This window comes from Actinocorallia populi (genome assembly GCF_002995495.1).
Lineage (GTDB): Bacteria > Actinomycetota > Actinomycetes > Streptosporangiales > Streptosporangiaceae > Actinocorallia > Actinocorallia populi.
The window spans coordinates 439,188-464,179 of the sequence record NZ_PVZV01000004.1 but is presented as its reverse complement, the minus strand read 5'-3'; the positions used below and the strand labels follow the sequence as shown (position 1 = coordinate 464,179).

Annotated in this window: 19 protein-coding genes; 8 read left to right on the top strand and 11 right to left on the bottom strand. The window is 71.6% G+C overall.

The window, feature by feature from the left end; all coding sequences use genetic code 11:
* The first annotated feature begins 34 nt into the window (after positions 1-34).
* A complete protein-coding gene (locus tag C2865_RS18870; protein WP_106400059.1) occupies positions 35-574 on the top strand; it encodes a DUF7822 domain-containing protein in 540 nt (179 codons plus the stop codon).
* 139 nt (positions 575-713) lie between these two features.
* On the opposite strand, the gene C2865_RS18865 is transcribed toward C2865_RS18870, so the two are convergent.
* The 9 genes from C2865_RS18865 to C2865_RS18825 all read right to left on the bottom strand — a co-directional run bounded on the left by C2865_RS18865 (position 714) and on the right by C2865_RS18825 (position 13,213).
* Positions 714-1,592, bottom strand: a complete 879-nt coding sequence (locus C2865_RS18865) for an NAD(P)-dependent oxidoreductase (RefSeq protein WP_157963798.1) — start codon at positions 1,590-1,592, stop codon at positions 714-716.
* A 174-nt stretch (positions 1,593-1,766) separates the two neighbouring features.
* Entirely contained in the window at positions 1,767-4,742 is a 2,976-nt protein-coding gene (locus tag C2865_RS18860; RefSeq protein ID WP_106399797.1) for a glycosyl hydrolase, read from the bottom strand.
* Positions 4,743-4,892: 150 nt separating this feature from the next.
* A complete protein-coding gene (locus tag C2865_RS18855; RefSeq protein WP_106399796.1) occupies positions 4,893-6,953 on the bottom strand; it encodes a bifunctional aldolase/short-chain dehydrogenase in 2,061 nt (686 codons plus the stop codon).
* A 5-nt stretch (positions 6,954-6,958) separates the two neighbouring features.
* A complete protein-coding gene (rhaI, locus tag C2865_RS18850) occupies positions 6,959-8,116 on the bottom strand; it encodes an L-rhamnose isomerase (protein ID WP_106399795.1) in 1,158 nt (385 codons plus the stop codon).
* Positions 8,117-8,158: 42 nt separating this feature from the next.
* Positions 8,159-8,479 (bottom strand): L-rhamnose mutarotase, encoded by a 321-nt coding sequence (locus tag C2865_RS18845; RefSeq protein WP_106399794.1) that lies wholly within the window; start codon positions 8,477-8,479, stop codon positions 8,159-8,161.
* A gap of 67 nt (positions 8,480-8,546) precedes the next feature.
* Positions 8,547-9,611, bottom strand: coding sequence for a rhamnose ABC transporter substrate-binding protein (rhaS, locus tag C2865_RS18840; protein ID WP_232835695.1), 1,065 nt, complete (start codon positions 9,609-9,611; stop codon positions 8,547-8,549).
* A gap of 74 nt (positions 9,612-9,685) precedes the next feature.
* Positions 9,686-10,675, bottom strand: coding sequence for an ABC transporter permease (locus tag C2865_RS18835; RefSeq protein WP_106399792.1), 990 nt, complete (start codon positions 10,673-10,675; stop codon positions 9,686-9,688).
* Complete coding sequence (locus C2865_RS18830; RefSeq protein WP_106399791.1) at positions 10,665-11,705, bottom strand: ABC transporter permease; 1,041 nt, start codon at positions 11,703-11,705, stop codon at positions 10,665-10,667. Before C2865_RS18830 ends, C2865_RS18835 begins: the two co-directional genes overlap by 11 nt.
* The gene (locus C2865_RS18825; protein ID WP_232835694.1) at positions 11,702-13,213 is read right to left on the bottom strand and encodes a sugar ABC transporter ATP-binding protein; all 1,512 of its coding nucleotides are present in this window, start codon (positions 13,211-13,213) and stop codon (positions 11,702-11,704) included. Before C2865_RS18825 ends, C2865_RS18830 begins: the two co-directional genes overlap by 4 nt.
* A gap of 204 nt (positions 13,214-13,417) precedes the next feature.
* Here C2865_RS18825 and C2865_RS18820 point away from each other — a divergent pair, with 204 nt between their 5' ends.
* From C2865_RS18820 to C2865_RS18800, 5 genes are read left to right on the top strand one after another with little or no spacing between them, the layout of a single operon-like run.
* The gene (locus tag C2865_RS18820) at positions 13,418-14,440 is read left to right on the top strand and encodes a LacI family DNA-binding transcriptional regulator (RefSeq protein ID WP_106399790.1); all 1,023 of its coding nucleotides are present in this window, start codon (positions 13,418-13,420) and stop codon (positions 14,438-14,440) included.
* A complete protein-coding gene (locus tag C2865_RS18815) occupies positions 14,437-15,165 on the top strand; it encodes a (Fe-S)-binding protein (RefSeq protein ID WP_106399789.1) in 729 nt (242 codons plus the stop codon). The genes C2865_RS18820 and C2865_RS18815 overlap by 4 nt, the downstream gene beginning before the upstream one ends.
* Entirely contained in the window at positions 15,162-16,562 is a 1,401-nt protein-coding gene (locus C2865_RS18810) for a LutB/LldF family L-lactate oxidation iron-sulfur protein (RefSeq protein ID WP_106399788.1), read from the top strand. Before C2865_RS18815 ends, C2865_RS18810 begins: the two co-directional genes overlap by 4 nt.
* The gene (locus C2865_RS18805) at positions 16,546-17,145 is read left to right on the top strand and encodes a LutC/YkgG family protein (protein ID WP_106399787.1); all 600 of its coding nucleotides are present in this window, start codon (positions 16,546-16,548) and stop codon (positions 17,143-17,145) included. The genes C2865_RS18810 and C2865_RS18805 overlap by 17 nt, the downstream gene beginning before the upstream one ends.
* Positions 17,142-18,560, top strand: a complete 1,419-nt coding sequence (locus tag C2865_RS18800; RefSeq protein ID WP_106399786.1) for a rhamnulokinase — start codon at positions 17,142-17,144, stop codon at positions 18,558-18,560. The genes C2865_RS18805 and C2865_RS18800 overlap by 4 nt, the downstream gene beginning before the upstream one ends.
* A 77-nt stretch (positions 18,561-18,637) precedes the next feature.
* Here C2865_RS18800 and C2865_RS18795 read toward each other — a convergent pair whose 3' ends face one another.
* A complete protein-coding gene (locus C2865_RS18795; RefSeq protein WP_106399785.1) occupies positions 18,638-19,549 on the bottom strand; it encodes a hypothetical protein in 912 nt (303 codons plus the stop codon).
* 157 nt (positions 19,550-19,706) lie between these two features.
* On the opposite strand from C2865_RS18795, the gene C2865_RS18790 reads away from it, so the two are divergent.
* A complete protein-coding gene (locus tag C2865_RS18790) occupies positions 19,707-21,032 on the top strand; it encodes an SWIM zinc finger family protein (protein ID WP_106399784.1) in 1,326 nt (441 codons plus the stop codon).
* Between the two features lies 1 nt (position 21,033).
* Complete coding sequence (locus C2865_RS18785) at positions 21,034-23,709, top strand: DUF6493 family protein (protein WP_106399783.1); 2,676 nt, start codon at positions 21,034-21,036, stop codon at positions 23,707-23,709.
* A gap of 256 nt (positions 23,710-23,965) precedes the next feature.
* Here C2865_RS18785 and C2865_RS18780 read toward each other — a convergent pair whose 3' ends face one another.
* Positions 23,966-24,883: a DUF5996 family protein gene (locus C2865_RS18780; protein WP_198653416.1), complete on the bottom strand. Its 918-nt coding sequence runs from the start codon at positions 24,881-24,883 to the stop codon at positions 23,966-23,968.
* Positions 24,884-24,992 lie beyond the last annotated feature (109 nt).

Genomic DNA, 24,992 nt, shown 5'->3' with positions numbered 1-24,992 from the left:
CGGCTTGGGTGATCTTCCGGCTAAAGTCGTGTCCGTGGCGAATCGTTCCTATCTTTACGCGGCCGACTCCCTGCCGACGGAGCAGGGCGTCCCCCGGCCGGTCAGATGCGTCTCCGAGCACAACTGGAGCATCCCGCTGGCCCATCTGCTCCTGGCCGGGCACGAACCGGCCGTCGTGCCGTCGATGATCTGGAATCACCGGATCTGCGTGGCCGCCGACTACGCCGCGGGCGCCGACCTTCTCACCGCCCTGCTCCGCCTGGTGGGCGAGGGGGAGGTCGACGACCGGGAGGGCTTCGACGACCTGGCCGCCCGCACCGCCCTGCATCTGGAGAAGCAGCGGTCCCGCCACTTCCTGCTGGAGCCGGGCGAGATCTTCAGCATCAACGAAGAGGATCTGGCGACGGCCGCCCAGAGCCTGATCGACGTCGAGATCGACATCGCCGTCACCCGGGCCCGGGCCGCCCTCGACGGCCGGGAGACGGCCTGGCTGGAGGAGCTCCGCAAGGATTGGTCGACGCCTTTCGCCTCCTTCTACGCCGACCACCTGTATTACTCCTTCCCCGACGACTGACGATCCGCTCCCACGCGCCCCGTGCCGCCTTCGGCGATCGTCCCGGATGGCCCTCCCGACGGCTCGTGGATCCGGCCGTACGAGAGGCGCGGCCGGACCGATCGGGACGCCCGCCCAAAGGCGCCGGGCGGCCCAGGCGTCAGGGGGTGCGGAAGGCGTCGACCAGGCGGGAGTAGCTGTCGTCGGCGTGGCCGTCGGCGAGGGCCCGGGCGACCAGGGACAGGGTGTGGGCGGGGAGCCGGTCGTCGACGCCCCGGTCGCGGCTTTCGCGGAGGAGGTCGTCGACGGACGGGTGGTGGTGGCGCAGGGCGCCGTACTCCGCGGCGTGCCGGGAGTGCTCGACCTCGTCGGCGATCGACGGCAGGAACGACATGAGCGCCGCCAGGGACGGGGCGGCTTGGTCGAGGAAGCGCTTCAACTCGACGCCCTCGTCCGTCAGCAGGGCGGCGGCGTGCAGGAAGCCGTTCAGAAGACCCCACATGATGCCGTGCACGGACATGCCGTAAAGGACCGGCACTCCGGGGTCGGCCGCCACCAGGGTCCCCTTTCCGCCCAGGAGGTCGAGCAGCGGACGGTGGCGGTCGTACACGGCCTGTTCTCCGCCGAAGAACACCACGGCCTCCGGGTGGCCGATGCCCGGGACGATCGTCATGATCTGGCCGTGCAGGTACTCCGCGCCCGATCCGGCGGCGAGGCGGGCCGTCTCCCTCGCCTCGGCGGACGTGCCGTCCGTCAGGTTCACCACCGTGCGACCGGCGAGGGCGCCACCCGCCTCCTCCAGGATCTTCCGGACGGCGGCAGCGCCTTTGACGCTGATGAACACCACCTCACCCGCGGCGACGGCGTCGGGTACCGTCGCCGCCCGCCTCGCGCCCCCGGCCACCGCCTCCTCGGCCTTCTCCGGAGTGCGGTTCCACACCGTGGTCCGGTGCCCTGCCGCCAGGAGCGCGCCCGCGATCGCGGCACCCATCTCGCCGAGGCCCAGGACCGCCACGTCCCGCGTGTTCTCAACAGTCATCTCGTTCTCCCGTTCAGCGGCGGCGGCCGCGTCCACGGCCGCTCGTCGATCACAGGAGATGCTAAAACTTTAACTTAACTTTAAGTCAAGCTCTTCGGCCCCCGACCCGAAGAAGAAGCGGAACGGCACCCCTCCGTCCCGCTTCTTCCGGCTCAGAAGTCCGCTGGCAGAGCGTCAGAGATTCTTCTTCGTGTAGGGGACGATACGAACGGGACCGGTCAGGCCGTAGGCCTGGCGGGGGTTGGCGCCGTAGACGCCCGGATCGGACAGGCGGAGGCGGTTGTTCAGGGTCGTGGTGACCTCGACGACCAGGGTGTTGACGCCCTTCTTGAGGTGACCGTCCAGGTCGAGGACCGGGTTGATGAGGTCGGCCGGCGGCAGCGCCTTGCCGTTGAGGGTGACCCGTACGGTGTCGAAGACCTCGCCGAGCTCCAGGTAGGCGCCGTTGTCGTCGGTCCAGGAGGCGTCGAGGGCGAAGGTGGTGGTGTAGCGGCCGACGCCCGAGACGTCCTGGAGGGCCGGGATGGTCGACCAGGGGGCCAGGGTGGTCAGCTCCGCGGTCACCTTCTCCTTCACCGTCTCCACGGGGGTCGCGCCGGGCAGCCAGGAATCGGCCGTCACGGTCCAGGCCGCGGGGGTGATGACCGCGGGCACCGCCTCGACCTCCGTGGCCACGGTCCGCCCGTCCGAGAGGGCCGTGGTGTAGGTGCCGGGGGCCTTGGCGCGGATCTGCAGGCGGCGGCTCCCCCGGTAGTGGACGGAGTCGGCCGTGGTGGACACCGCGTGCAGGCCGGTGCTCGCCTCCCGCAGCCAGGCCCTGCGCGCCAGGATGACCGCGCAGGTCTGGTTGACCTGCAAGGCCACCCGGACGGTCACGTCGTCGCCGTTCTCGGTGTAGCGGGCGATGCGCTCGACCTCGCCGCTCCACAGGTTCAGGAGGTACGGGACGCGGTCGCGGCCGCTGCGGGTGAACGTCACCTCGTGGTCGATGGCGACGACGCCCTTGCTGCTCTCGGCGTGCTTGCCGTTGGACAGGTAGTACAGGTCCATGCCCTTGTCGACGCGGTGGGCGTTGAGCAGCGTCGAGGCCGCGGCGTACCGGGCGTCGGGTGTGACGCCGAGGTCGGCCAGCGCGGCGGGCAGTTCCGCCTCGGTCGTGACGACGCGTGCCTTCGGGTGCGCGAACAGCTCGGTGAGAACCGCCCTGAGCCGCTCGTTCTCGTTCCCGACGGCCTTGCCGGGGATGGTCGCGGCGGACCACTCGCCGACGAAGACGATCGGCAGGCCCGCCTTGGCGTAGGAGAGGAACTTCCGCGCCACGTCCAGCGGAAGGGTGGCGGCGCGTCCGTAGAACCGGTCGCCCTCGATGACGACCGCCTTGTAGGCCGGGCCGTCGGGAGCCAGCCGCCCGCCGCGGACCCGCGCGGACGGCAGGTCGAGCAGGGGCGCGCTGATCATCTGGTGGGTCCAGCCGAGCGGGACGCCGTTCGAGGTCAGCCAGCCGACGCCGATACCGGTCTTGGAGTAGCCGGTCTGCCGGAAGACGGCGATGTCGGCGCGCATGGAGCCGGCCTGGGTGACGGCGTGGATCCGCGCGAAGTAGTCGGAGATATCGTTGATGTGGGTCCAGCTGGGCTGGCGCGGCCCCCACGACTCGGAGAAGCCGACCTTGCCGTCGTAGGGCGTGAACGCCGCGAAGCCGGGCCACTGCACGCCGGGCGCGGTGGCGTAGGAGAAGCCGTGGAACACCGTCTGGTTCAGGCCCGCCGCGTACGCGCCGGACATCGTCCGGATGATCTTCTTCCAGGTGGTGGCGTAGGCGCCGCCCTGGTAGGCGCCGGTCTCGGACGACATGACGAGGTGGCCGCCCATGTCGCGCCCGCCGGCCAGCGCCCGGTAGTCGTCGAGGTTCTTGAAGCCCAGCGACTCGCCCTCGGTGACGTCCAGGATCGCGGACGAGGCGATGGCGTCGGTGTTCAGCCCGTAAGGCTGGGCGCGCAGCTTCATGCCGAGCCGGTGCGCCCAGTCGCGCAGCGGCCGGAAGTGCCGCTCGTCGAACAGGTTCGCCACGGTCTCCCAGTAGTCGTGCCGGACCTCGCGGCTGAGCACGGCGTCGAAGGCGAAGACGGTGTTCTCGTTGTTCAGCAGGATCGCCGGCAGGACGGGCCACAGCGCGTAGCCGCGCCGCTTCTCGAACTCCTCGTCGATCTTCGGCGTCCACTGCAGGGCGTCGGTCTCCAGCTCGAAGGAGTCCTCGAACAGCGCGCCGCCGTTGCGCTTGAGCAGCCTGCGCAGCTCCCTGGTCAGGACCGACTCCTCCCAGAAGTCGATGACGGCGCGGGTGCCCTCGGCGCTGAAGTGGTCGACGACGTAGGACTCGGGGGCGGTGTGCGGGCCGGACTCCGGTTGCTGGCCCGAACCGCGCTCCCAGTAGGCGAACAGGTACCAGTCGCCGTCGGCGGGCGCGGTCCAGGAGATCTGCCCGTCGGCGACGGCATCGAACAGGGCGACGTGGGAGGCGGGCTCGAGTCCGACCTCCTTGCGCGTGTTGTTCGCGGCGTTGACGCGCATCGCGTGCACGTACCGGAGCTTCTCCTCGACGTCGCCGTGGGCGGCGACGAGGGGCGGCGGCACGGGGCCGGTGTACTCGGTCCCGGCGGCGACCTTGACCGCGCCGTACGCCAGCTCCTTGCAGGCCGCCGCGCTGTCGGGCGTGATCGTCGGGGTGGCGGAAGGCCAGGCCGGGCCGAGCGTCAGGTCGATGCCGATGCCGCGCCTGTTGGCACGCTCCAACGCGGCTTCCACACCGGCGATCCAGGGGGCGCTCCCCCAGCCGTGTCCGGCCGGGTCGAGCACCGACTTGTCCTTGATGCTGTGGTGGACCGCGGCGATCTCCGCACCGCCGAACCCGGCGTCGGCGATCTGGTCGATCTCGCGGGCGATCTCGGCCGGGTCGACGAGGCCGTCCGGCCACCACCAGCGGAACCAGGGCCGTACCGAGGCGGGGAGTGCGGGGAAATCGGTGGAACCGGCGTCGGCCAGCGCGGCGGGCGTACCGCCGGGACCACCCGCGACGGCGACGGCGGTGCCGGCCACGGCGGCGGTCTGAAGGAAGCGACGTCGGGAGAAGACGGGGCTGTTTTCGGGCATGCCGAACCTCGGTTTCACGAAGGCAGGGTGAGAAAGGAGCGGCGGCGTCCCCCGAGAACGCCGCCGTCCGGGACGGCCTGGAACGGCCGGGGCGGACCGGCCGGTGGAGCGCGCCCGGGCCGCGGCCGGAGGCGGCCCGGGCGGTGGGCGTCAGCGCAGGAAGGCCGCGGCGACGCCGGCGTCCACGGGGATGTGGAGGCCGGTGGTGTGGGTCAGGTCTCCGCCGGTGAGGGCGAAGACGGCGTTGGCGACGTGCTCGGGCAGGACCTCGCGCTTGAGGAGGGTGCGCTGGGCGTAGAACTCGCCGAGCTTCTCCTCCTCGACGCCGTAGACGGCGGCGCGGTTGGCGCCCCAGCCGGAGGCGAAGATGCCGGAGCCGCGGACGACCCCGTCGGGGTTGATGCCGTTGACGCGGACGCCGTGCTCGCCCAGCTCGGCCGCCAGCAGGCGGACCTGGTGGGCCTGGTCGGCCTTGGTCGCGCTGTAGGCGATGTTGTTGGGGCCCGCGAAGATCGAGTTCTTGGAGGAGATGTAGACGACGTCGCCGCCCATCGCCTGCTCGATCATGATGCGGGCGGCCTCGCGGGAGACCAGGAACGAGCCGCGCGCCATGACGTCGTGCTGCAGGTCCCAGTCGGCGACGGTGGTCTCCAGCAGCGGCTTGGACAGCGACAGGCCGGCGTTGTTGACCACCAGGTCGACGCCGCCGAAGGCCAGGACCGCCGCGGCCAGCGCCGCCTTGATCTCGTCCTCGCTGGTGACGTCGGCGGCCACCGCGATCGCCACGTCCGAGGCGCGCAGCGCGCCCGCCCCGAGCTCAGCCGCGACCTTCTCGGCGGCGGCCAGATCGCGGTCGGCCACGACGACGCACGCGCCTTCGGAGGCCAGGCGGCGGGCGGTGGCCGCGCCGATGCCCGAGCCGCCGCCCGTCACGAACGCCACGCGGGTGGCGAGCGGCTTGGGCTTGGGCATGCGCTGGAGCTTGGCCTCCTCCAGCGACCAGTACTCGATGCGGAACTTCTCCGACTCCTCGATCGGCGCGTACCTCGACACCGACTCGGCGCCGCGCATCACGTTGATCGCGTTGACGTAGAACTCGCCCGCGACGCGCGCGGTCTGCTTGTTCGCGCCGAAGGAGAACATGCCGACGCCCGGCACCAGCACGATCGCCGGGTCCGCGCCGCGCATCGCCGGGGACTCCGGCGTGGCGTGGCGGTCGTAGTAGGCGGCGTAGTCCGCGCGGTAGGCGGCGTGGAGTTCCTTCAGCCGGGCCTTGACCTCGTCCAGCGGGGCGCCGGGCGCCAGGTCCAGGACGAGCGGCGAGACCTTGGTGCGCAGGAAGTGGTCCGGGCAGGACGTGCCGAGCGCGGCCAGGCGCGGGTGCTCGGCGCGGGAGACGAAGTCCAGCACGGCGTCATCGTCGGTGAAGTGGCCGACCTGCGGCTTGTCCGTCGAGGCGAGCCCGCGGACCAGCGGGAACAGCTCGGCGGCGCGGGCGCGGCGCTCGGCCTCCGGCAGCGGCTCGTAGCCGGGGATGACCGGACCGAACGGCTCCGGACGCCCGTGCTCGGCCAGGAACGCCTCGGCCGTGCCGATGATCTCCAGCGAGTTGGCCTGGCACTCCTGGGAGGTCTCCCCCCACGCGGTGATGCCGTGGCCGCCCAGGATCACGCCGATCGCCTGCGGGTTCTCCGCCTTGATCGCTGCGATGTCCAGCCCGAGCTGGAATCCCGGGCGCCGCCACGGCACCCACGCCACCCTGTCCCCGAAGATCCTCCGGGTGAGCTCCTCCCCGTCCTCGGCGGTCGCGATCGCGATGCCGCTGTCCGGGTGGAGGTGGTCCACGTGCGCCGCCTCGACCAGGCCGTGCATGGCCGTGTCGATCGACGGCGCGGCGCCGCCCTTGCCGTGCGCGCAGAAGTCGAACGCGGCGACCATCTCGTCCTCGCGCTCCACCCCCGGGTACACGTTCACCAGGGCGCGCAGCCGGTCCAGGCGCAGCACGGCCAGGCCCGACGCCTTCAGGGTGCCCAGGTCGCCGCCGGAGCCCTTGACCCACATGAGGTCGACGGGCTCGCCGGTGACCGGGTCGGTCTCGACGCCCTTGGCGGAGGCGTTCCCTCCCGCGTAGTTGGTGTTCCGCGGGTCGGCGCCCAGCTCGTGACAACGGTTCAGCAGGTCCTGCACAACGGTGTTCACAGCATCGCTCATCAGAATCAGGCCCCCCAGCCGGCCTGGTTGCCGCCGACACGCTCGGCGGAGATCTTCTCGAGGTACCCGGACGCCTTGTACGCGGCGATCGGGTCGCCCGCCAGGCCCTTGGCCTCGCGCCACTCGGCGAGCAGCGGGCGGACATCGGTGTTGTAGGCGTCCATCAGGACGGCGTTCGCGCCGAGCACGTCGCCGGAGTCCTGCGCGGCCTTCAGCGCCGCGGTGTCGACCAGGAGGGCCTTGGCGGTGGCCTCCTGGACGTTCATGACGGACCGGATCTGGCCCTGGATCTTCGGCTCGATGTTGTGGCACTGGTCGAGCATGAAGGCGACTTCGGAGTCGGCGCCGAGGCCGCCGCCGCGGACCACCTCGTGCATGATCCGGAAGAGCTGGAACGGGTCGGCCGAGCCGACCATGAGGTCGTCGTCGGCGTAGAACCGGGAGTTGAAGTCGAAGGCGCCGAGGCGGCCGACGCGCAGCAGCTGGGCGACGATGAACTCGATGTTCGTGCCCGGCGCGTGGTGGCCGGTGTCGACGCAGACCACGGCCTTGGGACCGAGGGCGAGGCAGTGCAGCAGCGAGGTGCCCCAGTCCGGCACGTCGGTGGTGTAGAACGCCGGCTCGAAGAGCTTGTACTCCAGCTGCATGCGCTGGTCGTCGCCGAGGCGGGCGTAGACCTCCTGGAGGGCCTCGGCGAGGCGCTCCTGCCGGGCGCGGATGTCGTCCTGGCCGGGGTAGTTCGTGCCGTCGGAGAACCACAGCTTGAGGTCGCGCGAGCCGGTGGCGTCCATGATGTCGACGCACTCCAGCAGGTGGTCGGTCGCCTTGCGCCGGACCCGCGGGTCGGGGTTGGTGACCGAGCCGAGCATGTAGTCGTCGTCCTGGAAGACGTTGGCGTTGATCGTCCCCAGCGCGACGCCCCGCTCTCCGGCGTACGCGGCGAGCCCGGCGTAGTCCTCCACCCTGTCCCAGGGGATGTGCAGCGCGACCTTCGGGGCCGCCCCGGTGAAGGCGTGGACCTGCGCGGCGTCGGCGAGCTTCTCGAAGGGATCCCTGGGCACCCCTTGCTGGGCGAACACCTTGAACCTGGTCCCGGAGTTGCCGTAGGCCCAGGAGGGCGTCTCGATGGCCAGGGCGTCCAGCCCGGCCGTGATGTCAGTCATGGTCACGATCCCCGAATCGGATGTCGGTCAAGGTGGAGTCGTTCAGTCGAGGTGGAAGACCTCGGTGAGGGGGCGCATGCCCTCGTCGGGGCGGCCGTCCAGGTCCTCGAAGTAGGGGGCCATCGCGGCCTGCCAGCGGGCGTTGACCTCGGTGCGGGCCATGCCGTCGAGGGCCGCCTGGAAGTCGTCGGTCTCCAGGTAGCCGACGAGCAGCCCGTCGTCGCGCAGGAAGAGCGAGTAGTTGTGCCAGCCGGTGTCGCGCAGGGCCGCGAGCATGTCGGGCCACACCTCCGCGTGGCGCTCGGCGTACTCGGCCCGCTTGTCCTCGCGCACCTTCAGCAGGAAGCAGACACGTCGGCGCATGGGAGGTCCTCCGGTGGTGGTGGGGGTGCCGGACCCTCCTCCCCGTCCGAGGAGGGTCCGGACGTGATCAGAAGTCGAAGTCGTCGATGTTGCCCTTGTCGAAGGTGAAGGGCGGACCGAGGATGACCTCGCCGTCGGCGCCGATGGTCCGCTCGCCGAGGCGGCCGGCGGTGAACTTCTCGCCCTCGGCGCCGGTGATCTGGCCGGAGGACAGCGCGGCGGCGGCGTAGGAGGCCAGGTAGCCCAGGTCCTCGGGGTTCCACAGCGCGAACTGCGCGACGGTGCCGTCCTTGACGAACTTGCGCATCTGGTTCGGGGTGCCCAGGCCGGTCACGACGACCTTGCCCTTGTACTGGGAGCTGGAGATGTACCGTGCCGCGGCGGCGATGCCGACCGTGGTCGGGGAGATGATGCCCTTGAGGTTCGGGTACGCCTGCAGCAGGCCCTGGGTCTGCTGGAAGGACTTCTGGTCGTCGTCGTCACCGTAGGCGACCTTGACGAGCTTCATGCCGGAGTACTCCGGCTTCTTCAGCTCGTCCTTCATGAACTCGATCCAGGTGTTCTGGTTCGTGGCGTTGGCGGTCGCCGACAGGATCGCGATCTCGCCCTCGCCGCCGATCTGGTCGGACAGCAGCTTGACCTGGCTGCGGCCGATCTCCTCGGAGCTGGCCTGGTTGATGAAGATGTCGCGGCAGCTCTTGTCGGTGTCGGAGTCGTAGGCGACGATCTTGATGTCGCGCGAGCGGGCCTGGTTGAGCGGGCCGCAGACGGCGTTGGGGTCGTTGGCCGCGATGAGGATGGCGTCGTGGCCCTGCTGGACCAGGGTGTTGATGTAGGAGACCTGGGAGGAGGCGGAGGCGTCGGACGGGCCGACCTCCTTGGCCTCGCCCTTGAACTCCTTGGCCGCCTCGATGCCCGACCTGTTGACGATCGTGCTGTAGGGGTTGTTGATCTGCTTGGGCAGGAAGGCGAGCTTCAGGCCCTCCTTGATCGGGGCGTTCGGGTTCGCGGACGCCTTGGAGCCGGAGTTGGAACCGCTGTTGTTCTCGGCGGAGTCCTTGGTGGTGCCGCCGCAGGCGGCGAGGCTCAGGGCCAGGACGCCCGCGGTGGCGAGCGACAGCGCGGATCTCACGCTGGGGAGACGAACGGACATGTTCGATGACCTTCCGGGGTGGGAGGGGGGTCGGAGGGGAGAAGGGCGTGCCCTCAGACGGGCACCCGCCTTCGGGCTCTGGCCTCCCGGACGACCGCGGTCAGCCGGGGGGTGAGCACCGAGACGATGAGCAGGAGTCCGGTGACGATCGCCTGGATCTCGGTCGAGACGTCGTCGAGCATGAGCAGGTTGCGCAGCACCCCGATGAGCAGCACGCCGGCGATCACGCCGCCGAGGGTGCCCTTGCCGCCGTCGAAGTCGACGCCGCCCAGCAGGACGGAGGCGATGACGGTCAGCTCCAGGCCCATGCCGTTGTCGGCGCGGGCGCTGCCGTAGCGCAGGGTGAAGACGATGCCGGCGAACGCGGAGATCACTCCGGCGGCCACGAACAGCAGGAGCTTGATGCGCTTGACCCGGACGCCGGCGAAGAACGCGGCCTCCTCGGAGTTGCCGATCGCGAAGAGGGAACGGCCGAGGCCGGTGGCGTGCAGCAGCAGCGCGGTCGCGACGGCCAGCACCACGAAGAGGGCCACCGGGTACGGGATGGGCGTGCCGGGCACGTTGGAGACGGCCAGGTCGGCGTACTGCTGGGGGAACTGGGAGACGGCCTCGGTGCCGAGCACCACGTAGGCCAGCCCCCGGTAGAGGGTGAGCGTGCCGATCGTGACGGCCAGGGACGGCAGCCCCAGCCTCGTCACCAGCAGTCCGTTGATCAGACCGCAGACCAGGCCGACGACCAGGACGACCGGGACGATCGTCTCGAACGCCCAGCCGGCGTTCCACAGCGAGCCGGTCAGCGCGCTGGCCAGGCCCAGCACCGAGGCGACCGACAGGTCCACCTCGCCGCAGACCACCAGCAGGGTCATCGGCAGCGCGATGAGCGCGATCTCGCCCAGGTCGCCCAGGGCGAAGGAGAGGTTGCCGGTGTTGGCGAAGCCGGGGTTCATCCCGGAGCCGCCGAGGAAGACCGCGATGAGCAGGGCGGTGACCAGCACGTCCCAGCGGAGGAAGCGGCCCAGCACGCCGTCTGTCTTAAGAGCCATGGTGGGCGCTCCTCTTGCGCAGTACCCGGTTCATCCGCAGGGCCAGCAGCCGGTCCACGCTGATCGCCAGCAGGAGCAGCAGACCGGTCAGGGCGTCCTGCCAGAACGAGTTGACCTTCAGGACGACCAGCACGCTGCCGATCGTGGTGAGCAGCAGGGCGCCGAGCGCCGCGCCGTAGACCGTGCCGACGCCGCCGACGATCGCGACGCCGCCGACGACGACCGCGCTGACGACTTTCAGCTCCCAGCCGCCCGCGGCGTCGGCCACGACGGTGCCGAAGCGGGCCAGCCACAGCACGCCGGCCAGCCCGGCGAGCAGGCCGCTGACGACGTAGGCGGTCAGGACGCGGCGGCGGATCGGGACGCCGGCCAGGCGCGCGGCCTCGGGGCTGGAGCCGATGGCGTAGAACTCCCGGCCCGAGGGGTAGGCCCGCAGGTAGTAGCCGACGGCGGCCATCACCAGTACCGCGATCAGCGGCAGGTAGGGCACGCCGAGCACGCCGCCGCTGCCCAGGTCGAGCAGCGACTGCGGGACGTCCGCGGCGTTGATCTGGTCGCCCTGCGCGATGTAGTAGCCGATCCCCTGGATCACGTACAGGGTGCCGAGGGTGACGACCAGCGCCGGCACCCCGCAGAAGCTGACCAGCAGGCCGTTGACCAGGCCGCACAGCGCGCCGATCGCCAGGCCGATGAGGATCGCCATGACCACGCTGCGGTCGTCGCCGGAGACGTACTTGCCGGTGACGAAGGCGACGAGCCCGACGACCGAGCCTACCGACAGGTCGATGTTGCGGGTGATGACGACGAGCGTCTGCCCGACGGCCAGGAGCACCAGGATCGAGGCGTTGAGGAAGATGTCCTCGATGCCCTGCGCCGACAGGAAGCGCGGGTTGACGATCGCGGTGACCGCCACCAGGACGATCAGGGCTCCCAGGATGCTCAGCTCCCGGGCGCGCAGCACCAGGTCGAGCAGGCCTCCTTCGGCCTTGGGCGCCTTGTGCGCGGGTGGCACCGACGTGAGGGTCGTCATGCCGCTTCCTTTCCGTACCGGCCGGTGGCGGCGCTCATCACCGACTCCTCGGTGGCCTGCTCCCGGGGGATCTCGGCGGTGATCCGCCCCTCGTGCATGACCAGCACGCGGTCGGCCATGCCGATCACCTCGGGCAGGTCGGAGGAGATCATGAGGACGGCCAGGCCCCCGGCGGCCAGCTCCGACAGGAGGCGGTGCACCTCGGCCTTGGTGCCGACGTCGATGCCGCGGGTGGGCTCGTCCACGATGAGGACGGACGGCTCGGTGGCCAGCCACTTGGCGAGCACGACCTTCTGCTGGTTGCCGCCGGACAGCACGCCCACGGCGTCACCGGCCTTGGCGTACTTGAGCTGGAGCCGCACCGCCCAGTCCGCGGCGTTGGCGCGCTCGGCGGCGCGGGAGATCAGGGGGCCGCGGCTGAGGGCGCGCAGCCGGGTCAGGCCCATGTTGCGCTCGATGGACATCTCCATCACCAGGCCCTGCTGGCGGCGGTCCTCGGGCACCAGCGCCAGCCCGGCGGCCATCGCGTCGGTGGGGCTGGCGGCCTTGAGCGGCCTGCCGTCCACCTCGACCGAGCCGGCGTCCCAGCGGTCGACGCCGAAGATCGCGCGGGCGACCTCGCTGCGCCCCGCGCCGACCAGCCCGGCCAGCGCGACGATCTCGCCGCGCCGCACCTCGAAGGAGACGTCGGTGAAGGCCGCCTCGCGGGTGAGCCGGGAGACCTTCAGCGCCACCTCGCCGGGCTCGACGTCCTGCTTGGGGTAGAGCTCGTCGAGCTCGCGGCCGACCATGCGGGTGACGAGGTCGTCGGGGGTGAGCCCCTCGAGCGTCTCGCTGGCGATCCACTGGCCGTCCCGCAGGGTGGTGACCCGCTGGCACAGCTCGAAGATCTCCTCGAGGCGGTGCGAGATGAACAGCAGCGCGCAGCCCTGCTCGCGCAGCGCCTTGACCACCGAGAACAACCGGGCGGTCTCCTGGCCGGTCAGCGCCGCGGTCGGCTCGTCCATGATGAGGACCTTGGCGTCGCGGGAGATCGCCTTGGCGATCTCGACGACCTGCTGGTCGGCGATGGACAGGCCGCGGGCGGGCCGGCGCGGGTCCATGGGGACGCCCAGCCGCTCGAACAGCCCGGCGGCCTCGGCGTGCATCGCGGTCCGGTCGATCCGGCCGAACGCGCCGCGCGGCTGGCGGCCCATGAAGATGTTCTCCGCGACCGAGAGGTCGGGGAAGAGGGTGGGCTCCTGGTAGATCACCGCGACGCCCGCGGCCTGGGCGTCGGCCGGGCTGTTGAAGACGACCGGCTCACCGCCCAGCAGGATCCGGCCGCCGTCGGGGCGGTGCACGCCGGCGAAGGTCTTGACGAGCGTCGACTTGCCCGCGCCGTTCTCGCCGGCGAGGGCGTGGACCTCGCCCGCGTACAGCTCGAGGCGCACGCCCCGCAGCGCGCGGACCGCGCCGAAGGACTTGCTCACGTCGACCAGCGCCAGCACCGGTGTCGGTTCGCTCACCTGCCGCCTCCTGATCTCATCTGCCGGTTCTTCCGGTAAAAAACGTTTTAAAGCTATGTGAACGCTGGAACCGTAGATGTGAGCGGGCTTACCCGTCAAGACCCAGGTGGAGGGCAATTTTCAGGACTTGACACGTTTTAACTCGAGGGCGAGAGTATGCGAAGCTTCCCCCGGAAACCGCCCCCATCCAGTACAAGGACGTCCATGAGCACACCGCAGACCGGATCCCGGGGCGGCGCCGTGGGCATCAAGGAGGTCGCCGCGCACGCGGGGGTCTCCCCCGGCACCGTGTCGAACGTCCTCAACCGGCCCGAACGGGTCGCCGACACCACGCGCGCCAGGGTCGAGGCCGCCATCCGGGAACTCGGCTTCGTCCGCAACGGCTCCGCCTCCAGCCTCCGGGCCGGCCAGGGCCGCACCGTCGGGCTGATGGTGCTCGACCTCGGCAACCCCTTCTTCACCGACCTCGCCCGCGGCGTCGAGGACGTGATGAGCGAGCGCGGCTACGCGGTGATCCTGTGCAGCTCGGCCACCTCGGCCGAACGCGAGGAGCGCAACCTGCGCATGCTCGCCGAGCAGCAGGTGCGCGGCGTGCTCGTCACCCCCGTCGACCAGGGGCCCGACCGGCTGGCGCTGCTGCGCGAGCGCGGCGTCAACGCGGTCATGCTCGACCACCCCGCGACCCGCCCGCACCAGTGCTCGGTCACCGTCGACGACGTCTCGGGCGGGCACCTCGCCGTCTCGCACCTGCTGGACACCGGGGCCCGCGACATCGCCTACGTGTCGGGCCCGATGAGCATCCGGCAGTGCGCCGACCGGCACGCCGGCGCGCTGAAAGCACTGGAAGCGGCAGGAAGGGGAACGCTGAGACATGTGATCGTCCCCGAAATGACGCCCCGTGCGGGCCAGGAGGCCGCCTGGCAGCTGCTCGGCGAGCTGCCCGACGCCATCTTCTGCGCCAACGACCTGCTGGCGATGGGGGTCCTGCGGGCCATGCTCCAGCAGGGAGTGCGGGTACCCGACCGGGTGAGGCTCATCGGCTACGACGACATCGAGTACGCCACCGCCTCGGCGGTCCCGCTCAGCTCCGTCCGGCAGCCCACCTACCGGCTCGGCAGGATCGCCGCGGAGCTGCTGCTCGAGGAGTGCGAGGACCCCGACGGGCACGCGCACCAGCAGATCATGTTCCAGCCGGAACTCGTCATACGGGAATCGACGACATCGTGAAGATCGCACTTTTCATCACCTGCGTGAACGACACGCTCTTCCCCGCAACGGGCAGGGCCGTCGTCTCGCTGCTGGAACGACTCGGCCACGAGGTCGTCTTCCCCGAGGCGCAGACGTGCTGCGGGCAGATGCACCTCAACACCGGCTACCCCGAGCAGGCGCTGCCGATGGTCGAGTCCTTCACCCGCACGTTCGCCGGCTACGACGCGGTCGTCGCGCCGTCCGGGTCGTGCGCGGCCATGGTCCGCGACTGGCACGGCAAGCTCGCCGCCCGCCACGGACGCCCCGCGCTCGCCCGCGAGGCCGCTGATCTCGCGCCGCGCGTGTACGAGCTGTCGGAGCTGCTGGTGGACGTGCTGGGCGTCACCGACGTCGGCGCCGTCTTCCCGCACCGCGTGACCTACCACCCGACGTGCCACTCGCTGCGCATGCTGAAGATCGGCGACCGGCCGCTCCAGCTGCTGCGCGAGGTGCGCGGGATCGACCTCGTGGACCTCCCCGACGCCGCCGAGTGCTGCGGGTTCGGCGGGACGTTCGCGTTGAAGAACTCCGACGTCTCGGCGGCGATGTGCGCGGACAAGGTCGCCTCGGTGAAGGCGACCAAGGCCGAGGTGCTGTGCGCCGCCGACAACTCCTGCCTGATGCACATCGGCGGCACGCTCTCCCGGCAGCGGTCGGGCGTGCGGGTGATGCACCTGGCCGAGATCCTTGCGAGCACGTCATGACGATGCCGACGTACCTGGGCATGCCCTCCTTCCCCAAGGCCGCCCGCGCGGCCGTGGCCGACACGCGGCTGCGCAGCAACCTCGCCCACGCCACCGGCACGATCCGCGACCGGCGCGCCAAGGCCGTCGACGAGCTCGCCGACTGGCCGGAGCTGCGCGAGTCCGCCAAGCAGATCAAGGACCACGCCCTCGCCCACCTCGGCCACTACCTGCGGCAGCTGGAGGAGAAGGTCACCGCGGCGGGCGGGACGGTCCACTGGGCGCGCGACGCCGCCGAGGCCAACGCGCTGGTGACGCGGCTGGTGCGCGAGACCGGCGAACGCGAGGTCGTCAAGGTCAAGTCGATGGCCACCCAGGAGATCGGGCTCAACGAGGCGCTGGAGGAAGCGGGGATCACCGCGCTGGAGACCGACCTCGCCGAGCTGATCGTCCAGCTGGGGCACGACCGGCCCTCGCACATCCTGGTGCCGGCCATCCACAAGAACCGGGCGGAGATCCGGGAGATCTTCCGGCGGGAGATGCCCTCGGCGCCCGCCGACCTGACCGACGACCCCGCGGCGCTGGCCGAAGCCGCCCGTCGCCACCTGCGGGCGAAGTTCCTGACGGCCAAGGTCGCCGTCTCCGGCGCCAACTTCGCGGTCGCCGAGACCGGGACCGTCCTGGTCGTGGAGTCCGAGGGCAACGGGCGGATGTGCCTGACGCTGCCCGAGACCCTCATCACCGTGATGGGCATCGAGAAGCTCGTGCCGACCGCGCGGGACCTCGAGGTCTTCCTGCAGGTACTGCCCCGGTCGTCCACGGCCGAGCGGATGAACCCGTACACGTCCGCCTGGACGGGCGTGCACGCCGGGGACGGGCCGCAGAACTTCCACCTGATCCTGCTGGACAACGGGCGCACGCGCGTCCGCGACGACGAGATCGGGCGGCAGGCGCTGCGCTGCATCCGCTGCTCGGCCTGCCTGAACGTCTGCCCGGTGTACGCGCGCGCGGGCGGGCACGCCTACGGCTCCCCCTACCCGGGGCCGATCGGCGCGATCCTCTCGCCCCAGCTGCGGGGCATCGGCTCGGAGGTGGACGCCTCGCTGCCGTTCGCGTCGTCGTTGTGCGGGGCGTGCTACGAGGTGTGCCCCGTCGCGATCGACATCCCCGAGGTGCTGGTGCACCTGCGGGCCAAGGCGGCGAAGAAGCCGCTCGAGCGGGCCGCGATGGGCGCCGCCGGCTGGACGCTGCGTTCCCCCGCCCGCCTGAAGGCCGCGCAGCGCGCCGCCTCCGCGGGCCGCCGGTTCGCCCGGCATGTTCGTTTCCCTCGGGCCTGGTCCGACACCAGGGACCTGCCCACCCCGCCCGCCCAGTCCTTCCGTGCCTGGTGGAGGAGCACCCATGACGACAGCGCGTGAGGCCATCCTGGCCCGGCTCGGCTCACCCGGCGGCGACCCGGCCGCCGAGTACGCGGCGATCCGGCGCGACTACCTCGAGCAGCACCACCCCGACGCCGACCTCGTCGAACTGCTCGCCGAGCGGGTCGCCGACTACCGGGCCGTCGTCCACGTCGTCCCGGAGGGGGAGCTGCCGCGCGTCCTGGCCAAGGCCCTGCGCGAGGGCGAGTACGTCATCCCGGACGGCCTGCCCGAGGAATGGGTGAGCCAGGTGGGATCCGACCGCCGCGCCGCCGAGGACGCCGACCTGACCACCGTCTCCGGGGTGATCACCGACTGCGCCGTGGCGATCGCCGAGACCGGCACGCTCGTGCTCGACCACGGGCCCGGCCAGGGCCGCCGCGCCCTCACCCTGGTACCCGACCACCACCTGGTCGTCGTCCCCGCCGACCGCATCGCCGCCGACGTCCCCGGCGCCCTCGCCCGGCTCGACGTGACCCGCCCCCTCACCCTCGTCTCCGGCCCGTCCGCCACCAGCGACATCGAGCTGTCCCGCGTGGAGGGCGTCCACGGCCCCCGCACCCTGGAGGTCTTCCTCACATGACCGCGACCCTCGCCGCCATCGACCTGGGCGCGTCCAGCGGCCGTGTCATCACCGCGGAGGTGGGCGACGGACGGCTCACGCTGACCGAGGCGCACCGGTTCGCCAACCGGCCCGTCCGGGCCGGCGGGACCCTGCACTGGGACATGCTGGGGCTGTACCGGGAGATCCTGGACGGGCTCCGCGCGGCCGGACCCCGGCTGGACTCGGTGGGCATCGACACGTGGGCCGTCGACTACGGGCTGCTGGACGGTGCGGGGACGCTGCTCGGCAACCCCGTGCACTACCGCGACGAGCGCACCGCGGCGGGCGTGGAGCTGGTGCACGGCCGGGTGCCGTTCGAGCGGCTCTACGGGGTGAGCGGGCTGCAGTTCCTGCCGTTCAACACCCTCTACCAGCTCGCCGCCGAACGCCTCCTGGACCGGGCCGGGACGCTGCTGCTCATCCCCGACCTGATCTCGTACTGGCTGACCGGCGAGCTCGGAGCGGAGCGGACCAACGCCTCCACCACCGGCCTGTACGACGCCCGGTCGGGCGAGTGGTCCGACGAGCTCATCGGCGAGCTGGGGCTGCCGCGCGGGATCTTCCCCTCGCTGCGCGCACCCGGTGCGCCCGCCGGGATGCTGCTGCCCGAGACGGGGCTGCCCGGCATTCCGGTGACCGCCGTCGGCTCGCACGACACCGCCTCGGCCGTCGCCGCCGTCCCGGCGGAGAACGAGAACTTCGCCTACATCTCGTCCGGCACCTGGTCCCTGGCGGGCGTCGAGCTGACCGAACCGATCCTCACCCCCGAGAGCCGCGAGGCGAACTTCACCAACGAGGCCGGGGTGGACGGCACCGTCCGCTACCTGCGCAACGTCATGGGCCTGTGGCTCCTCCAGGAGTCCCTGCGCGTCTGGGACGCCCAGGCCGACCTGCCCGCGCTGCTGGAGGCGGCCGCCGCCCTGCCCGCGCTGCGCTCCGTCGTCGACCCCGACGACCCGGCGTTCCTGCCCCCCGGCGACATGCCGTCCCGCATCGCCGCCTACTGCGAGCGCACCGGCCAGGCCGTCCCGCGGACCCGCCCTGAGACCGTCCGCTGCATCATGGACAGCCTCGCCCTGGGCCACCGCGCCGCCATCCGCCAGGCCATGGACCTCTCCGGCAAGAAGGCCGAGGTCATCCACCTCGTCGGCGGCGGCTCCCGCAACGCCCTCCTGTGCCGGCTGACGGCCGACGCCACCGGCCTCCCCGTCATCGCCGGACCCGCCGAGGCCACCGCCCTGGGCAACATCGGCATCCAGGCCCGCGCCCTCGGCCTGGTGGACTCCCTGTCCGACCTCCGTGCCCTGGTCGCCGCCACCCAGCCCGTCCGCCGCTACGAGCCCTCCGGCCCGCTGACCCCCTGGGACGAGGCCGCCGCCCGCCTCCCGGCCTGACGCCTCCCGACGAAAGGCCCGTGCGCATGGCCGACGGACCCGCCCCCAAGGCGACCCGTCGGCCGACGCCCCCTGCGTCAGTCGAAGAGCTCCTCGACGGCGGTGACTCCCTGCGCACGCACGATCCATGCCTCGATCTGCTGCAGGTCGTCGCAGCCGCTGATGCGCTCCAGGGCCTCGTCGGTGACGGCGATGCCCCGGGTCTCGAGTGTCAGGAGCAGCGCCTTGACTTCTCCCGCAACTCGTCCACGGGCTTCTCCCCGTGCCTCTCCCCGGGCTTCCCCTCGTGCTTCTCCCCGTGCTTCGGCGGTGGAGACGAAGCGCTGGGTGCTGGTGCTCATGATGTCCTCCCACAGGGTCAGAGCGATCGGATTGTTCTGGAGGCTCGCTTGGACGAGTCCGGCGTAGCGGGCGACCCTCTCTTCCTCGCCGAGGGTGTTCAGGGCGTCTCTCAGCGCTTCCAGTATGCCAGGGGCATCCTCGGAAGAGCCGTTGACGAGGGCGGACAGGACCACGTCGGAGATGTCGGCACGAGCCTGGGCCGGGTCGGTGATCGGCGGGACGGTGACAGGGCCGACGACGGTGGGGCAGAGGACGAGGCTGGCGCGCAGACCTGCGAAGGACCGCGAGAAAGGGCCGTGGGCCCAGGCGGCGGTGATCTCGTGCTGGGTGATGACCAGCAGGATGACGGGGCAGTCGTACCGGTTCTGGAAGTGGGCGACGATCTGCGGCCAGACAGTCTCCTTGTCCGGGTCTTTTCTGGTCTGCGACTCCACGAGCAGGATGACGGTGCCGTGGTCTTCGACCTCCAGGCGCATGACGGTGTCGCAGCGGCGCTCGGTGACCTGGATGCTGGTGGCGTCATTGGTGATCTCCTCTGTCTTGATCACGTTCAGGCGGACTCCTGCGGCGTGGCGCAGGGCACTGCCGATCAGTTCCGGGTCGTCCCGGAGCGCGTGATGCAGTGCTTCGTGGATGGGACTGGGCATGCCCGGAATCTTGCTTCACCATGAGTGTTCGTATGACTACTTTTCGAAATCTTTGCCGCTAGTTCGAGGCGGGGGTCCGGTCGTCCTGGATCGGTATGAATTCAGGTGATCGCTGGGATCGAGCGTTCTGTCAGTGAGGTGATCTACCTTGCGGGGCATGACGACGCAGGCGTATTCGTATGCGGCTCCTTCGGGGCTGGTCGGGGGGCGGCTCGGGCTCGCCACTTCGGGCGGGACGACCAGCCGGGGGGTGGTGGCGCATCCGCATTTCTTCAGCGGGGTGCTCGCTCGGGGGGATGTGGGGGCGGCGGGGCTGCTGGGGCTCGCTGATGTGGCGCAGACGCGGTACTTCCAGCCGCGGCCGACCGGGTTTCGGGATCCGGTGGTCACCTGCAACGGGGACAGGTTGCGGATGGAGTCGTTCTCGGCCTGTGCGGGGGTGTACGCGCGGCTCGATGTGCTGTCCGAGGCGCTCGACGGGGAGGTGACGGCGCTCGGGACGACGAACGTGGACGTCAACGGGCCGTTGCGGGAGGCGCTCGCCCGGGTCGGGGGGTCGGAGCCTCTGCATCTGGCCGTGGGGGAGGACGAGCTCGTCGTCACCACCGTGGAGGGTTCGACCGTGGAGAAGAAGGTGCCGTTGCCCGAGAGGTGGCTGCGGTCCTTCGCCGAGGTGCAGGCGATCGCCTCGGGGTTCGATCTGCGGGCCGAGCTGCCTGCCGCCGAGGCCGTGCGGTTCGTGCGGGGGCTGCCTCGGCGGGGGCAGGTGCTGTGGGCGCAGCCCGCCGGGCGGGGGTTGCGGGTGGCATCGCGGCCCGCACCGGGTGCGGTGTGCCTCGCGGGGCCGGAGCGGCTTGCGACACTCGCGCCGCTGCTGCGCTTCGCCAAGGGGATGCGGGTGTACGGGCCCGTGGTCGCCGCAGGGTCTTCGCCGGTGGCGAGCGCGTGGGAGCTGGAGCTTCCGGGGATGCGGTACGTCCTGACGCTCTCGCCCGAGCTCAACCGGGGATTCTCCGGGGAGGGCGCGGTGCTGGACGCGCTCGCCGGGGACGAGACGGCCGCCGACGCCGAGCTCGTCGCGGCGCTGCTGGCGTTCAAACCGCGGCTCGAGCCCGGTGACCTCGCCGTCCGGGCGGGGCTGGAGCCGTCCCGGGTCCGGGCGGCCCTCACCCAGCTCGGCACCGGCGGGAAGGTCGGTTACGACACGGCGGAGGCGGCGTTCTTCCACCGGGAGCTGCCCTACGACGCGGCGCGCGTCAACGCGATGAACCCGCGGCTGCGTGCCGCCCGCGCGCTGGCCGAACGGGGCGGCGTACGCATCACTTCCCCCGGGGTGGCGCAGGTGACCGGTGACACGGGCGTGTACCAGGTGCGGTTGGAGACGTGGTCGTGCACCTGCCCGTGGTGGACGGGCCACCGGGGCGGGCGCGGCCCCTGCAAGCACGTGCTGGCCACCCGGATCCACACCCGCGAGGAGAACTGACATGCCCGTCTGGGAAGAGCTGCGCGAGCGGATCTCCATCGGAGACGTGCCGGCGGTGCTGAAGCTGCTGGAGCCGTTGGACGACGCGGGATGCAAGGAGGTCGCACGCGAGCTGCCCGCCTTCGTGCGTTCACGTGACAACGAGAACTTCTGGCGCCGTACGGGGGGTGTCGAGCTGAACATCGCGCAGAACACGGCTTTGAAGGCTGCCGGAGCCGCGTGCCTTCCGCCCGCCGCCGCCACCACCTGGCTCTTCCGCCGGGACCTCGAGATCTGGCGGACCGCGCCCCGGGCGGCGGAGGCCGTGCTGCAGGCCGCCTCCCTCCGGCCCGTCTCGTGGCGGGCAGACGTCGGACGGCGGATGGCCGGGAGGCTCCGTCTCCGCGACATGGTGCCCTGGGAGGAGGAGGGCGGGCTGAGCTGGGAGGTCGCGGCGCGGCTGCTCGCCTCCGCCGGGGAGGCCCCCGCGACGGACGACGCCTTCGTCATCGGCTGGCTGGTCTGGCGGTGCACGACCCCGCGCGGGCAGGACCCGTTCTTCCCCGCGCTCGTGCCCTTCCTCTTCGAGGCCGAGGGAGTCGGCGCCCGGCTCGCCGACGAGCGGCCCGAGCAGAACGGAACGTGGAGCCGCACCGGTTCCTGGATCGGCAAGCTCCTCGCGGCGGCGGACTCCGCAGGCATCGTGAGCCCGGCAGGCGGTGCGGACGGCGCACAGGCGGATGCGGCGGTGAGCAGGGAGACGCTGCTCGACGGATGCGTCCGGCGTTTCCTGCGCGGCGGCCGGGCGCGGAACCTCGCGTGGTTCGTCCGGCTGCACCAGGCGCTGGCGCCGTCCGTCGAGGAGAGCTCCACCCGGGTCCGCGACTACGTGCGGCTGCTGGCCGCCGCGCCTACCGCCGTGGCGGACCTGGCGTTCGCGCAGGTCAAGGCGGTCGACGAGCGGACGCCGCTGGACGGCGGGCTCTTCGCCGAGACGGCCGAGGCCATGTTGTTCCGGCCCGAGGCCAAGCTCGTCAAGGCGGTGCTCGTCTGGCTGGACCGCACGGCGCGTGCCCGGGGGCGTGAGGCCGCCGTGGTCGGGTTCGCCGCGGGGTTGTTCGGGCACGAGCGGCCCGAGGTTCGGGAACGTGCGGTGAAGCTCGCGGTGAAGTACGCGGCGAAGGTCGACCCGCTCACGGCCGAGACCGTCCGGGAGGCCGCGAGCGTGCTGCCCGGCACGCTCCTGCCGCTGGTCGCCGAGGCGTTCGGCGCGGTCGAGGCCGCCGAGCCCCAGGCGCCTCCCGTGCTGTACGCGCCCGTTCCGACGGACCTTCCGGGGCCGATCGCCTCACCCGCCGAGCTCGTCGAGGAGACCGCGCTTCATCTGCATGACAGCCGCATGAGCTGGCCCGAGATGGAGCGGCTGCTCGCCGGTCTGGTCACCGTGGGCCCCGCCGCCGCCGAGGAGCTCCGGCAGCACGTCCAGAACAACATGCCGTACCTGCTGCACAGGAGCCACCTCGCCCATTTCCACGGGCATTTCCTCCTCGTCCACCTCCTGTTGCAACACCAGCCGAGCCGTTTCCTCGACGACTACCGCAGCTCCGTGCTCTCCCAGAGCGAGCTGAGCCTCCCCGCCCCCGCACGCCTGCTGCGGCTCCGTTTCCTCGACGCCGCGGCCTGTTTCGGCGCGCCGGTCCTGCTGGCCACCCCCACCTCCTCCACCGGCCACCTGGACCCCGACGTCTTCGCCGCCCGGCTGCGCACCCTGGAAGAGACGGGTCTGGAACCGGGACAGTACGACCTCGAGCAGGCCCTCCTGCGCCTCCCCGTCGGCACCGACCGCGTTCCCGCGCTGGACGGCCTGTCCTCCCCCGCCGCCGCACGGGCCCGCGCATGGCTGGCCGAGGGCGGTTACCGCGCTCCCGACCTCGCCTGCGGCTTCATCACGGTCAAACGACGCCATTACTCCTGGTCCCCGACCCCCGCCTGGACGGACATCTCGCACTTCCACGCCGCGGTCTCCTGCGACTCCCCCCTGGACGCGGGCCGCCTCATCGGCACGATCGCCCGGCCCCCGGAGAAGGAGGAGTACCCGCCCGGCCACCACGGCCCGTGGGCTCCCTGGTGGCCGGCGATCCTGCCCTCCCACCGCGAGCTCGTCGCCGCCCACCTGCTGCACCAGACCGCCACCCGCCCCTACGACTCCTACGACCCGGCCGCCGTCCTGCCCGCCCTGGCCGACGCGACGGGCCCCACCGGCTCCGCCACCGCGGCGGTCCTCCTCCACGGCCTCGGTTCCGAACGCGCCGCCGACCGCGCCGGAGCCGTCGACGCCCTCCTGTCGTTCGCCGCCCAGGGCGCCCTTCCGGCCGTCGAGCTCGGCCGGCTCCTCCCGTCCCTCCTGGAAGCCGGCTCCTTCCCCCTCACCCGCCTGCTCCCGCCCCTGACCGAAGCCGTCCGCGCGGGCGCCCCGCTCTGGCCCTTCTTCGCCGAGGCCGTTCCCGTCCTCCTCCCCCTGCCCGGCGCCTCCGCCCGCTCCGGCCTCGCCTCCTTCCTCGCGCTGGCCACCACCACCGCCGAAATCCACCATGTCCGCGAGGCGCTTCCCGCCCTCGCCGACTGGACCCCGGCCTCCCCTTCCTCCCGTCCCGCCAAGGAAGCCGTCCGCCTCCGGCGGACCCTCGCCGCTCCCTGACCCGAGCCCGCCTCGCGGCCGCCTCACTCGCGGAGGCGGCCGTCTCCGCCGATCCCGCCTCCTTTCGGAGGCGCCTGCACGCCTTTTCCGGCTTAGTGGCGGATGTCCGCCGAAATTTCCGGTGGGCGAATACCTTTCGCCGACCAGATGAACGGCCTGCCGATATCCGGTGACGTTTTCCGGGCGGCGACCGTAAACGGGCCGACGCGTCCACACGAGGCGATTTCACGCACTTTCGGTGGCATGAAGGGCCGGGTCAGGGGCGGCGTTCCAGGGAGGTGCGGTCCCAGTGGGCCCGGGTGGCGGCGGCCTCGTAGGTGGACTGGAGAAAGGCCAGGAGAACGGCGTCGGGATCGGGGGAGGTGCGGACGGTCTCGTAGGGGAGGACGAATTCCCCCAGGGACTCGTCGTAGCGGGCCTGGGGCGGGGAGACGGGCGCCTCGCGGTAGGCGGGGGGCTCGGGGTAGGCGTAGGAGTAGAAGACGCCTTCGCCGTCGGGGCCCGGCCAGTAGCCGCAGCTGCTGACCTCGTGGGAGTAGGCCTCGAGCATGACGTGGGGGCCGCAGTTGGGGACGGTGGCGGTGTAGGGCGGGGCCGGGCGGCCGGAGAAGCGGGTGGCGGCCAGGTCGAGGGCGCCCCAGAAGAGGTGGACGGGGCTGGCCTTGCCGACGAAGCGCGACGTGAACTCGGTGAGGACGCGGTGTGCCTGGACGAGGAGGCGCCAGAACAGCAGGGCCTGGGCGGGGTCGTACTCCCGGTGGACGTCGTCCTCGGGGAAGGGGACGGCGTCGGGGAGTTCGACCGGGACCGGCCAGATGGGGGTGGCCAGGCCCAGCCCGTCCAGGGCGGACATCAGGCGCCGGTGGAAGTCGGCGACGTCCGCCGTCTCCGACAGGGTGAACGAGCGGACGGCGCCGTCGGTGACGAGGACGTCGAGGCGGTCGGCGTGGAAGTCGAAGTCGATGCTGAAGGCACGGCCGGACGAGTCGGGCATCAACGACGTGGTCAGGCCGCGTGCGGTGAGGTAGAGGGGCGCGTTCCACCAGTGGTTGACCGGCGGGGTGCGGGCGATGCGGATCTTGCCGACGATCTGCGTCCACAGGGTGAGGGTGTCGCGGGTGGGCCGCCATTCCGCCACCGGCAGGCGGGGCCACGCCTCGGATGGGACCATCATCGTTCTCTCCGTCCGCCGAACGCCCGGTTGACAGAGCCCTTCCCCGTAAGCGCGGGCGGAGCACCCTAACGGTCGCTTGTCCGGGCGGGCCGGCGGCGGATCCGGGGTG